This window comes from Pseudarthrobacter sp. MDT1-40-2 (genome assembly GCF_059383595.1).
Window position 1 is genome coordinate 117,616 of sequence record NZ_JBWZCL010000004.1, and the last position, 12,336, is coordinate 129,951.

Here is a 12,336-nt window from a genome sequence, read left to right on the forward strand (position 1 = left end):
CCGTCGTGATTCAGGAGGCGGTCTGGACTATGCCTTGTGCGGCGGACGGGTCATGGACATGACGTCCAGCGCGGTGTCCAGCTGCTCTTCGGTCACTTCGCCGCGTTCCAGGAAGCCCATGGCAACCACGGTTTCCCGGATGGTGAGGCCCTCGGCCACTGCTTTTTTGGCGATCTTGGCAGCGTTTTCGTAACCGATGTACTTGTTGAGCGGGGTCACAATGGACGGCGATGCCTCGGCCAGGAAGCGGGCACGTTCCACGTTGGCGGTGATGCCATCAATCATCTTGTCGGCCATCACGCGGCTGGTGTTGGCCAGCAGGCGAATGGATTCGAGCAGGTTCGCAGCCATCACGGGGATGCCTACATTCAGCTCGAAGGCGCCGTTGGTTCCGGACCAGGCAATGGCGGTGTCGTTGCCGATGACCTGGGCGGCCACCATGATGGATGCCTCGCAGATCACAGGGTTGACCTTGCCGGGCATGATGGAGGAGCCCGGCTGCAGGTCCGGAATGGCGATTTCGCCAAGACCGGTGTTGGGGCCCGAACCCATCCAGCGGAGGTCGTTGTTGATCTTCATGAAGGAGATCGCGATGTTGCGCAGCTGGCTGGACGCTTCGATCAGGCCATCCCGGTTGGCCTGGGCCTCGAAGTGGTTCCGTGCTTCGGTCAGCGGCAGGCCGGTGTCGGTAGCCAGCAGTTCGATGACGCGCTCGGGAAAGCCTGCAGGCGTATTGATGCCCGTGCCCACTGCGGTTCCGCCCAGCGGTACCTCGGCAACGCGGGGAAGCGAGGCATTGATGCGCTCGATGCCGAAGCGGACCTGCGCTGCATAACCGCCGAATTCCTGGCCCAGCGTGACCGGGGTGGCATCCATGAGGTGGGTACGGCCGGACTTGACGACGTCCTTAAATTCAATTTCCTTGCGTTCCAGCGATTCTGCCAGGTAGGCAAGGGCGGGGATGAGGTCGTTGATGAGCGCGGACGTTGCAGCGACGTGGACAGAGGTCGGAAAGACGTCGTTGGAGGACTGCGAGGCGTTGACGTGGTCGTTCGGGTGAACCACTTTGTCACTGCCGGAAGCCTTGAGGGCACGCGTGGCAAGCTCTGCAATGACCTCGTTGGTGTTCATGTTGGAGGAGGTGCCGGAGCCGGTCTGGAAGACGTCGATCGGGAAGTCGCCGTCGTACTTTCCGGCGGCTACCTCATCAGCTGCTTCTGCAATGGCCTTGGCCAGCTCGCCGTCGAGCACCCCAAGTTCTGCGTTGGCCTGCGCCGCAGCTTTCTTGACCCGCGCCAGCGCTTCAATGTGCGCACGCTCCAGGGTCTTTCCGGAGATGGGGAAGTTCTCGACTGCACGTTGCGTCTGCGCGCGGTACAGGGCGTTCACGGGGACGCGGACTTCGCCCATCGTGTCATGTTCAATGCGGAACTCTTCAGTGGAAGTCATGGAGCTAGCTTAGGGCGATCCGGCATTCCATCGAAAACCGTGAACGGCAAACTACACCTCCGGCGGGACGCCGGTTTTAGAGCTCGCCGATTCCCGAAACCACGTTGACGCGGCCCTCTGCGAGGCTGTAGGACAGGCCCAGGACGGCCGCCCGGCCGCTGTCGATTGCGTCGGAAATCACACGGGAGCTGTCCACCAGCCGGTGCGACGTCTGTTTCACGTGCTCCACCACCATGTCGTTGACTTCGTGCTGTTCATTGCGCAGCGAGGTGAGGACGGATGGCGTAATCCGTTCCACGAGGTCACGGATGAAACCTGCCGGCATGTTTCCGGTCTCCACTGCGCTCTTGGTGGCACTGACGGCACCACAGCTGTCGTGACCCAGCACAACGAGCAGCGGCACCTCGAGCACGCCGATGCTGTACTCGAGAGAGCCCAGAACGGCGTCGTCAATAACCTGCCCGGCTGTCCGCACTACGAAGGCGTCTCCGAGGCCGAGGTCAAAGATGATTTCCGCAGCAAGCCGTGAATCAGAGCAGCCGAAAATCACGGCAAAAGGATTCTGGTTTTCCACCAGTGAAGAACGCCGTGAAGCGTCCTGGTTGGGGTGCGAGGACGCTCCGGCGACGAAGCGTTCATTGCCTTCACGCATGCGCCGCCAGGCGAGGGCGGGAGTCAGGTAGGTAGCCACCCGCCTACCTTACGATGCTGACGGGGCGGAGGGGGAAACCGTTACGGCGGGGGAAGCATCCATGGAAACCACGACGGCGGCAGCCAAGGTGGAGAATTCGTCAAGGCTGGCGGGGCCGGACAGCACAACGGTGGTGCCGTTGTGATCCAGGATCAGGTTCTTCTCGCCCTTGCCGGAGTCGCGCAATTCCCAGGTTTTACCGCCGGCATCACGGGTTCCCGTCACGGGTGCGTTCGCTGTTACCTGGGCTAACCAGGTGGGATTGGAAGCACGGGTCTGGACCAGCCCGATGAAGGAACTGGCGGGTGTCAGGTAGCCGACCTCCCAGGTGGGCACGCCGTCAGCAGTTCCTGTTTCCCAACGCGCGTAGTTGGGCCGGTACGAACCGTTTGTGTCCGGAGTAGCGGGTGTGAATCCTGCCACATCTGCGGCGTTTGCAGCCGTGCCATTGACGTCCACGGTGGAAACGAACCCGCCCGGATCCGGAGCGGGGTTCATCAGGACCACGGGCAGAAAGGCCAGGATGCTGACCGCAAGAGCAAGTATCATCCCGATTACTGAGGCGTTGGCGCGCTTAGCGGCGGCCGCCGGGATGACCGGCTTGATCTGCTGTTCCTGCCGCGCCGGCCGCCGCGCTGCCGGCTGGTCGGGGGACGATTCCTGCGTTTCACTCACCCTTCTATGATCGCCCATGCACGGGCTGATCCCACATTTCGCTCCGGCGTCATTCAACGGTGCCTGTTCCTGCCCGCGACTATGATCAGTAACAGAGGAATCACCGCGGCCACCAAAACCCGGCAGGCGCGGGCTCAATGATCGTCACTCGAAGAAGAGGTTTCCGTGTCACCTGCGCAATTTGACCAGCAGTACTCCACCATTTCCCCGTCACTGGCTGTGGGTAACGATGAGCCGGACCGCAACCTTGCGCTGGAACTCGTCCGCGTCACCGAAGCTGCCGCTATCGCCGGCGGCCACTGGGTGGGCTTCGGTGACAAGAACACCGCTGATGGTGCTGCCGTCGATGCCATGCGTTCCTTCCTTCAGACCGTGCACTTCAACGGTGTTGTGGTCATCGGCGAAGGCGAAAAAGACGAAGCCCCTATGTTGTTCAACGGCGAGCGGGTGGGCGACGGCACAGGGCCTGAGTGCGACGTGGCAGTGGACCCCATTGACGGCACACGGCTCACCGCCCTTGGTATCAACAACGCCCTGGCCGTACTGGCGGTGGCAGAGCGCGGCTCCATGTTCGATCCTTCCGCAGTGTTCTACATGGAGAAGCTGGTCACCGGTCCCGAAGCCGCTGACATGGTGGACCTCCGCCTCCCCGTCAAGCAGAACCTGCACCTCATCGCCAAGGCCAAAGGCGTCAAGGTCAACCAGCTTAACGTGATGATCCTGGACCGTGACCGGCACCGCCCGCTGGTAGAGGAGATCCGCGAGGCCGGTGCGCGCACCAAGTTCATCATGGACGGCGACGTCGCGGGAGCCATCGCGGCCGCCAGGTCAGGTACCGGAGTGGACGCCTTGATGGGCATTGGCGGAACGCCTGAGGGCATCGTTGCTGCGTGCGCGATCAAGTCGCTGGGCGGGGTCATCCAGGGCCGTCTGTGGCCCACCAGCGACGACGAGAAGCAGAAGGCATTGGACGCCGGTCACGACCTTGACCGGGTTCTGTCCACCAACGACCTCGTGACGAGTGACAACTGCTACTTCGCAGCCACCGGCATCACCGATGGCGATCTTCTCAAGGGAGTCCGGTATTCCAAGGACAAGGTCCTCACGCAGTCCATCGTGATGCGCTCCAAGTCCGGCACCATCCGTTTTGTGGACGGCGAGCACCAGGCCAGCAAGTGGGAAGGCTACGCCCGCCGGAGCTAGTTGTAGCTCCGCCCAGAGGGGGGCGCGGTACCTGTTCAGCGCAGGCACCGCGCCCCTTTCTCGTGGGGCCGTTGGTATAGGGTTGAAGCCATGAGTCTTGCCGTTGTGCCCTGTACTGACCGCGTCCTGTGGGACGAAATTGTCGACCGGTTCGAGGGGCACCCGCAGCAACTGTGGGGCTGGGGCGAGACCAAGGCCATGCACGGCTGGTCGGTGGACCGGGTGCAGGTCAACGATGGCGGCCAGGCCCTCGGAGCTGCGCAACTGCTGGTCCGGAGGCTGCCGTTCCCGTTCCGCTCTCTGGTCTATATCGCCCGCGGTCCCATGTGTTCGGCTCAGAATGCTGCGGCGGTGCTGGAGCGTCTTTCCGGGTATGCCTCCTCACGCCATGGTGCCGTTGCCCTGAGCATCGAGCCGGACTGGGATGCCGAATCGGCCTATGCCGATGCCGTTGCCGCCGCGGGTTTCAGGGCCTCGGCAAACACCATCCTGATCCCGCGGACGCTGATCCTGGACCTCACCAAGTCAGACGACGAGCTGATGGCGGATATGTCCAAGTCCACGCGTGCCAATATCCGCAAAGCAATGCGCAGTGAGATCCAGTTCCGCAAGGTGGCCAACGACGACGAACTGGAGCAGGTGCTTGCCGTCTATCACGAAACCGCGGACCGGGCCGGCTTCGGGATCCACGAGGACCAGTACTATCGCGACATCTTCCGGAACATGGGAGACGGCTCACCCATCATCGGGGCCTTTGACGGCGATCGGCTGCTCGCTTTTGTGTGGCTGTCGCGAAGTGGCACGACCGCTTTTGAGCTTTATGGCGGCGTGAGCTCCGAAGGCCAGAAGCAGCGGGTGAACTACGGCGTGAAATGGGCTGCGATGCAGTCCATGCGTGAGGACGGTTGCCGGCGCTACGACTTCAACGGACTGCTCAATGACGGCATCTCCGACTTCAAGAAGCAGTTCGCCAAGCACGAAAACCTGCTGATGGGCACCTGGGAGCAACCGCTCTCCCCGCTGTACCCGGCTTATACCAAGGCAATGCCCGCAGCACGGCGCGGCCTGCAGACCGCGCGCCGCCTGCTGCGTACCGCGGGGAGCCGGCTGCGGCCCGCCGTCCAACGGCTGGGCGGCGTGGCCGCTGGAGCACTGAAGCGGAGCTAAGCGTTCCGCGGCAAACCCGTGGTGACCGCGAAAGCAACTGCACGCCCGCTTGAATCAGCCACGGGATGGGCATTCACGGGTGCTTCCGCTGCGCCGATAAACGCGCTTTCGCCACGGTCCAGAAAGAGGTCTCCCGTGGGCGAATCAAGGTACATGGAACCTTGGGCGACTATCACCACTCCGGCTCCGGCCTGCACCAGCGGGACAGGCTTGTCTTCCGGGTTCAGCTCAATGCGCTGCAGCTGGAATTCATGGAACGGCGGCTGGTAAAGCTCCTGGCCCAGCGCGGTGGCAACAGGCTCCAGCCGGGGGACCGCCACGGACTCGAACCGGATAGTCTTCAACAGCTCAGGCACATCGATGTGCTTGGGCGTCAGGCCGCCCCGCAGGACGTTGTCCGACGCCGCCATCACCTCCACGCCCAGGCCACGCAAGTAGGCGTGGACGTTTCCAGCGGGGAGGTAAATGGCCTGGCCCGGCGCCAGCGAGACGCGGTTGAGCAGAAGGGAAATCAGGACGCCCGGATCCCCGGGATACTTCCCGTTGAGATTTACGACCGTTGAAAGTTCCGCCTGATAGGGGGACATTGGTGCGCCGGAGATCAGGGCCGCCGCCACCATAGCCGTAGCGTGAGAGACGGGTTCGCCACCCTTGATCAGTCTTTCGAAAGCGGTCCTGAGACCGTCAGCCTCAACCGGAGCGTCCAGATCATCCAGCAGTTCGGTCAACAGCTGCGGGATTTCCGTTTCAACCAGCTCAAAACATGCGGCGAGGTGGAGCAGGATCGCCCGGCTTTCCGCCGCCGGACGGAAGCCGCAAAGGGCTTCGAAGTCCGTCAGGGCGAATATCATTTCCGGTTTGTGGTTGTCATCCCGGTAGTTGCGGTCAGGCGCGTCGGCGGGAACACCGGCGTCGTTCTCCTTCTTGAATCCTTCACGGGCCTGCTCAAGGCTCGGATGGACCTGCAGGGACAGCGGGGCGTCGGCGGCCAGAATCTTGGTTAAGAACGGAAGCCTGGGGCCGAATTGCTGTATTGACGCCTCCCCCAGGAAGTGTCCAGGTTCGCGGGAGATCAGCGTGTCCAACGGTTCCGCCGAACCATCACCCAGCTGAACCGTCGAGGGCGAATCCGGATGCGCCCCGATCCACAGCTCCGCTTCAGGGCCGCCGGAAGCCGGACGTCCCAGGAAATCTGCAATCGCACTGGTTGATCCCCAGGCGTAGTCGCGCAGGACGTTTTCGATCTTGTACAAAACTGACATCCTTAGGGTTTTAGTGGAGAGGGTCAGAGCGGGGCGCACTGGCCGTTGCTGGCTACAAGCTCATGGATGGCCTGTTCGTCACCCTGGCGTTTCAGCTCGTTCAGCATTTCAGCCGTGATCAGCTCGCCACCGGGGGTGTGGGTGACGGGCGTAAAGTCGGACGGCGGAACGGTCCCGGGCACGGTAAGTGCCGCCCGTCCGCCCTGCGCCGAAAGCGCGCCCCCAGAGGCGCCGTAACTGACGAGTGAGTCAGGACCTCTGTTAGGAACCGGGGCGGCGGCAGGCGCAGTTCCGGAGGCTGATGCCAGCAACTCCCTCACTCGTTCGTGGATGATGTCGAAATCCGGTGCGGTGGAGAAATACGGTTCGAAATCAGGCGGGCCAATGGTGAGCCGTTTGGCCTCGTGATTCTTCGCTTTGATGGCCAGGTCTACAAAGCTCCCCAGCTGCCCGGAGGAGATGTTGGAATCAACCACCTTGGTGCCGGCACCCGCGATGTCCTCAAACTTGGCCAACAGGGTGCCAGGATCCAGCTGCCGCAACATCGCCTGCTGGACGCACTGCTGCCGGGAGATGCGGGCGAAGTCGTCGACATACTCGCGGGAGCGGCCGTACCAGAGCGCTTGATGGCCGTTGAGATGGGTTTCGCCGGCGGCGATCCAGCCCTCCGGCATACCGTAAGTGTTGGTGTCTTCATCCTTGATACCACTCATGGGAACCCAGCCGCCGGCCTTGACGCGGATACCGCCCATGGCATCAATCAGCTTGGCAAAGCCGTCCATGTCCACCAGGACGTACGCCTGAACGGTGATGCCCAGGGTGCCGGATACTGCCTCCATAGTGGCTTGCGCTCCGGGATCCGGCGCCTCGGGATAGAGGTCTGCGTATTGTTCTGTGACCTCGGTGTTGATGGCGTTGATCAGGCATTCGTCGCCGCAGTTATAACCGTCGGGATAGATCCCGCGCATCGGTGAATCCTCAGAGAACCGGGCGTTCTGCAGGTTGCGCGGGACCGAGATGATGGCGCTTTCACCGGTTCGGGCGTCGACGCTGAGCACGGACAAGCTGTCAGGGCGACGACCGGTCCGGTCATCGCCGGCGTCACCGCCCATCATCAGGAAGTTGTAGCGGCCATCAATCGGATCGATGGCCGGGCCGCTGGAAAAGATGTTGCCGATCGCGTTGCGGCTGACGTTCAGGAGATAGGCCGAGTAGCCCAGGGTTCCGCTGCTGATGAGCATGGCAGCCAGGAGGGAAACTCCGACGATGGGACGCATGCCAGGGGCCAAAAGGACCGGCCGAATAATGCGCAGGGTATTGATGAAGAGCAGCAGCCAGCCGATGGCCAGCACGACGAGGACCAGGATGATCAGGAGCGACGAAAAGGGATTGGTGATGATGTTGATGAACGCCGTACGGTTCATCAAAGCCAGCAGCAGAGCCAGGATGGACACTGCCCATACGGCGAACGTGACCTTTAGCGCCAGTCGGCCCAGTTTCCGGTCGCCGGCAACAATCTGGGCACCACCTGGAACCAGCAGCGTCAGGAGCAGCAGCACGAACGCCCGCTTGGTTCTGACCGGGTTCGAAGCGCCGGCGGGGTAACGGACGGGATCCGTCATGGCGCCGGGCACGCGGTTACCGCCGGTACTGCCGCCGGAGCGGTGCTCGCTGATCGTCATGCCTGCTCCCTAGGATTTTGCCCGGCCGCCAGGCTCGGCGTCGTTGGCAGCATCACCGAAGACCTCGCTGACCTTTTGCCTAAGGCTGGCGCCCTTGCGGGAAGCCACGTCATTGAGTTCCCGGGCGAACTCCAGCAGCGAAGCGCGAAGTTCGGTTGCGAGTTCATCAGTTCCTGCCGCGAGCATCCGCACCGCCAGCAGGCCGGCATTCCGGGCGCCCGCGATCGAGACAGTGGCCACCGGAACTCCCGCAGGCATCTGCACGATGGACAACAAGGAGTCCATACCGTCAAGGGTCTTCAGCGGTACCGGTACACCGATGACCGGCAGCGGCGTCACCGAAGCCAGCATGCCCGGCAGGTGTGCAGCGCCACCGGCTCCGGCGATAATCACCCGGATTCCGCGTTTGTGGGCGTTTTGTCCATAGCGGATCATTTCCACCGGCATCCGGTGGGCGGACACAACGTCGGCTTCAAACGGGATGCCGAACTCGGCCAGGGCGTCGGCGGCCGCCTCCATCACGGGCCAGTCCGAGTCGGAGCCCATAACAAGGCCCACCAGGGGAGCATTCGAGGTGCCTGCGCTGCCGGAGCCTGACGTCATGGTTTCTCCTCGGTATTCGGATTCTGCTGCTGTGAGTCGACAGACGCCGCGCTGCCGTCACGAATGATGGCTGCAACACGGCCGGCCCGACGGCGGACGTCATCGACGTCGTCAGGGGAACGGCCCACCAGGTTTACGTGGCCGATTTTCCTGCCGGGGCGCACTGATTTGCCATAGCAATGCACCTTGGCGGCCGGCTCTTGCGCCAGAGCCGTCGGGAAAGCGGAGAAGAGATCCTGGTTTTCGCCGCCGAGGAAGTTCTTCATCACAACAATCGGGCCCAGGATGTCCGTGGCACCGAGCGGGAGGTTGAGGACTGCACGGAGGTGTTGTTCGAACTGGCTGGTCACGGAACCGTCCTGCGTCCAGTGGCCGGTGTTGTGCGGTCGCATGGCAAGTTCGTTGATCAGGAAGCCATGTCCAATACCGGGAGTCTCGAATAGTTCCACTGCCATCACACCGGTGACGTTGAGTTCGTGGGCGATCCGCAGGGCAGCTTCCTCGGCGGCCGCGGCCACCTCAACGGGGATATGCAGCGCCGGGGCAATGACTTCATCGCAAACGCCATCCACCTGGATGGTGTGCACCACGGGCCAGGCCCTGGCCTCGCCATCCGGTGTCCGGGCCACCAGGGCTGACAGTTCGCGGCTGAATTCGACCTTGGCTTCGGCCAGGAGCGGGCTCATGGCATCGAACCAGTCCTGTGCCAGGGCAGCAGCGGCGGCGGAGTCAACAATCCTCACGCCTTTGCCGTCGTAGCCGCCGCGGGGCATCTTCAGCACCACGGGCCAGCCGTTCCGCTCGCCAAAGTCAACGAGGGCGGCGACGTCGGCGACTTCCGCCCAGGCAGGGTTGGGGAGGTCCAGCCGGTCGATAGCGGCCCGCATGACCAGCTTGTCCTGGGCATGGATCAGGGCGTCGGGTCCGGGCTGGACATTAACTCCTCCCGCAAGCAGTTCGCGAAGGTGCCCGCCGGGGACGTGTTCGTGGTCGAAAGTGAGCACGTCCACGCCGTCCGCGAATTCCTTCAAGGTCGCCAAATCCTTGTAGTCGCCAAGGGGAGCCTGGCGCACCGCGGACACAGCGGAAACATCCGGGCCCTCTGCCAGCACCCGTAGCTCGAAACCCAGGGCAGTAGCCGCGGGGGCCATCATGCGGGCCAACTGGCCGCCGCCAACAACACCTATTACTGGAAAAGTCACAAGGGTCAGCCTACAGAAAAGAGGCGCCGATCCCGTCTTCCGGCATGCACGGAGCGCATCTTTACAGTCCAAATACAGGAAGAGGGGCTAAAATGAGGTTTTTGGCCCGATGGCCCACAGCACAGAAGGCCATGGAGGGTCATGATCAATTCACTTGCAGATCGAATTCGCGGACTTGCCTCGCTTTTTTGGCGTGAAGTCGCCAAGTTCGGCGCGGTTGGCGGAGTGGCGTTCGTCATAGACAACGGGCTGACCTATTTCCTGATGCATGGCCCCATGACGGACAGCGAAGCCAAAGCACGCTTCGTCGGTGCCAGCGTAGCCACACTCTTTTCCTGGATTGCCAACCGCCTGTGGACCTTCCGGCACCGGCGGCAGGTCAACGTGATGCGGGAGTTCCTGATGTTCATCCTGATCAACGGCATCGGCATCGGAATATCGACCGGCTTTACTGCCCTCGCCAAATACTCCTTCAACGTCACCGATAAAAATATGTTGTTCGCCGCGGGCGTCGTGGGAATCCTGGTTGCAACAGTGGTGCGGTTCTTCGCTTACCGCTTCCTGGTGTTCAACAATGAACTCGACCAGGAGCCGGAGTTCTCGCATGACCACGCACTCATCGAACTCCACCGGGACGACGACGAAGAAAACACAGAGGAAGCCGAGCGGGCTGCCGAGGGCATGGCCGGCTCCCCGGCGAGGCCGGTCAAAGGTCCCGAGCAGGCCTAGCCGGCATCTGAACCGGTAACCCGTTCGGCTGCCAACAGGTTTTCTGTGACGGAAACGTCCGGGTGGACCAGGACTACCGAGCCATCCGCAGCCCAGGCCCCCAACGCTTTCCCGAGGGCCTCCTCCAAGCCGTCTGCCGCACGCACCAGCAGCCGGATTCCTTCAGGCTGGGGAGCGGCGAATCCGGACAGCAGTGCGGAGTGTGGGTACACCACGCCGCCGGAGTTGACTGCCGCTGCCGCTGGATCACCATCTACGTGGGGCATAAACACGTCGCCGTGGGAACGCACCTCCGACGAGAAATCGATCACACCACGGGGCAGTTCACCTGGCCACTTCATGGCGAGTGCAGGAAGGGCAACGGCGACGACGGCCGGAGCCTTAGGGGCCGATTCGGGGTCGGCTGTGACTGCAACCTCCGCGGCCGGATCTTCGCCTGCGGTGTCAAGCATGATTTCCATACCCAGCTGCCAGCCGGCGAGGCACCAGACAAGCGATTTCCAATGGGCGGGCATGTCCAGCAGCAGCCGCGTTCCCGGTTCAGCGTCAAGCTCGTCCTGGAGCAGGTTGCTGGTCTTGGCCACCCAGTTGTCCAGGACCCGGCCGGAGAGTTCAACGCGCTCACTGTCGGGGCCGTACCAGGTGAGCCTGGGGGAGGACGAGTTTCCGGAACGAAGGCTGGCCAGCAGGGCAGAAGCCGGGAGGGCGGCGTCGGGGATGCTCATTGTTTTATCCTGCCACGCAGGCCCTGCACGTACTTCATATTGCGTCCTGCCTCGGCGAACACCACGAATGGAGTTGTGATCTGCATCACGGGCGATTTCTTCTCGTTACCTCATCAACGTACTCTTCGCGGTCCGGAGTACGCGTCGTTTGGGGGATAGCAGGGTAATTGCGCGCTCCAGGGCCGTCATGATGTTGCATGCCGCGCGGCCGGCTTGAAAATATCCATGGCGTGGCGCGCCGGAATATTCGGCCTGTCGTGATTATTATCCCGGCGCGGCTTGACTCCCATCTAGTTACACGCGTGTAATTAGGTGCAGAACACCCTGACGTAACTACCGGCACACAACCGAGTGTCCATGTATCCAGTTTTGGGGCTGCAATACCAGGAGGGTCGCCATGGGGCAAGCAGAGCGTATCCAGGATGAAGCCGTCGTCGCAGGCCAGGCCGCGGCTAAGTACCATTCCCGTGGCGTACCGAGTGATTGGTACGTGGATCCGGCAGATCCGGGCGCGGCAGAGCGTTACAGCAGCAGTACCAGGGATGCGTTAGAGGACCAGGCCACGGCCTTCCTTGCCGCCCATGAGGCCTTGCTGGACGGCAACGGTGAGGCGGATCCGCTGGACCCCCCGATGGAGCTGCAGGCAACGCCTCGGCCCATAGCCCAACCCGTGTGGATAGGATTGCCGTCCGGCCAGGAGTTCGACGACGAAGGCGAACTCGGCTGGCAGACTGACGCGCTGTGTGCCCAGACCGATCCGGAAGCGTTTTTCCCGGAAAAGGGAGGATCCACCAGGGATGCGAAGAAAGTGTGCGGCGCATGCAATGTCCGCTCGCAGTGCCTGGAATACGCATTGGCAAACGATGAACGGTTCGGCATCTGGGGTGGCCTTTCCGAGCGCGAGCGCCGTCGGCTAAGGAAGAGAGCGGTCTAATTCTTCAGGAAGTC

The 12,336-nt window shown here is 62.6% G+C and carries 12 protein-coding genes; 4 read left to right on the plus strand and 8 right to left on the minus strand.

The window, feature by feature from the left end; all coding sequences use genetic code 11:
- Positions 1–27: 27 nt before the first annotated feature.
- From AC50X5_RS13025 to AC50X5_RS13035, 3 genes are all read right to left on the minus strand, one after another.
- On the minus strand, positions 28–1,449 hold the full coding sequence (locus tag AC50X5_RS13025; RefSeq protein WP_494976512.1) for a class II fumarate hydratase: 1,422 nt from the start codon (positions 1,447–1,449) through the stop codon (positions 28–30).
- A 76-nt stretch (positions 1,450–1,525) separates the two neighbouring features.
- Positions 1,526–2,140, minus strand: a complete 615-nt coding sequence (locus AC50X5_RS13030) for a carbonic anhydrase (RefSeq protein WP_494976513.1) — start codon at positions 2,138–2,140, stop codon at positions 1,526–1,528.
- A gap of 9 nt (positions 2,141–2,149) precedes the next feature.
- Positions 2,150–2,815 carry a DUF4245 domain-containing protein gene (locus AC50X5_RS13035; protein ID WP_494976514.1) on the minus strand — a complete coding sequence of 222 codons (666 nt, stop codon included), beginning with the start codon at positions 2,813–2,815 and terminating at the stop codon, positions 2,150–2,152.
- Positions 2,816–2,980: 165 nt separating this feature from the next.
- Here AC50X5_RS13035 and glpX point away from each other — a divergent pair, with 165 nt between their 5' ends.
- Both glpX and AC50X5_RS13045 read left to right on the plus strand, forming a co-directional pair.
- Positions 2,981–4,018, plus strand: a complete 1,038-nt coding sequence (gene glpX / locus AC50X5_RS13040; protein WP_493985113.1) for a class II fructose-bisphosphatase — start codon at positions 2,981–2,983, stop codon at positions 4,016–4,018.
- A gap of 90 nt (positions 4,019–4,108) precedes the next feature.
- Positions 4,109–5,185, plus strand: coding sequence for a lipid II:glycine glycyltransferase FemX (locus tag AC50X5_RS13045; RefSeq protein ID WP_494976515.1), 1,077 nt, complete (start codon positions 4,109–4,111; stop codon positions 5,183–5,185).
- Here AC50X5_RS13045 and manA read toward each other — a convergent pair.
- From manA to AC50X5_RS13065, 4 genes are read right to left on the minus strand one after another with little or no spacing between them, the layout of a single operon-like run.
- A complete protein-coding gene (manA, locus tag AC50X5_RS13050; RefSeq protein WP_494976678.1) occupies positions 5,182–6,438 on the minus strand; it encodes a mannose-6-phosphate isomerase, class I in 1,257 nt (418 codons plus the stop codon). The genes AC50X5_RS13045 and manA overlap by 4 nt on opposite strands.
- Positions 6,439–6,470: 32 nt before the next feature.
- Entirely contained in the window at positions 6,471–8,129 is a 1,659-nt protein-coding gene (locus AC50X5_RS13055) for an LCP family protein (RefSeq protein ID WP_494976516.1), read from the minus strand.
- A gap of 9 nt (positions 8,130–8,138) precedes the next feature.
- Positions 8,139–8,732 (minus strand): 5-(carboxyamino)imidazole ribonucleotide mutase, encoded by a 594-nt coding sequence (purE, locus tag AC50X5_RS13060; RefSeq protein WP_494976517.1) that lies wholly within the window; start codon positions 8,730–8,732, stop codon positions 8,139–8,141.
- Positions 8,729–9,934 carry a 5-(carboxyamino)imidazole ribonucleotide synthase gene (locus AC50X5_RS13065; RefSeq protein ID WP_494976518.1) on the minus strand — a complete coding sequence of 402 codons (1,206 nt, stop codon included), beginning with the start codon at positions 9,932–9,934 and terminating at the stop codon, positions 8,729–8,731. Before AC50X5_RS13065 ends, purE begins: the two co-directional genes overlap by 4 nt.
- Positions 9,935–10,075: 141 nt before the next feature.
- On the opposite strand from AC50X5_RS13065, the gene AC50X5_RS13070 reads away from it, so the two are divergent.
- On the plus strand, positions 10,076–10,663 hold the full coding sequence (locus tag AC50X5_RS13070) for a GtrA family protein (protein ID WP_494976519.1): 588 nt from the start codon (positions 10,076–10,078) through the stop codon (positions 10,661–10,663).
- Here the strand turns inward: AC50X5_RS13070 and AC50X5_RS13075 are convergent.
- Complete coding sequence (locus AC50X5_RS13075) at positions 10,660–11,388, minus strand: TIGR03089 family protein (protein ID WP_494976520.1); 729 nt, start codon at positions 11,386–11,388, stop codon at positions 10,660–10,662. The genes AC50X5_RS13070 and AC50X5_RS13075 overlap by 4 nt on opposite strands.
- A 397-nt stretch (positions 11,389–11,785) precedes the next feature.
- Here AC50X5_RS13075 and AC50X5_RS13080 point away from each other — a divergent pair, with 397 nt between their 5' ends.
- On the plus strand, positions 11,786–12,322 hold the full coding sequence (locus AC50X5_RS13080) for a WhiB family transcriptional regulator (protein WP_494976521.1): 537 nt from the start codon (positions 11,786–11,788) through the stop codon (positions 12,320–12,322).
- Positions 12,323–12,336: the final 14 nt, after the last annotated feature.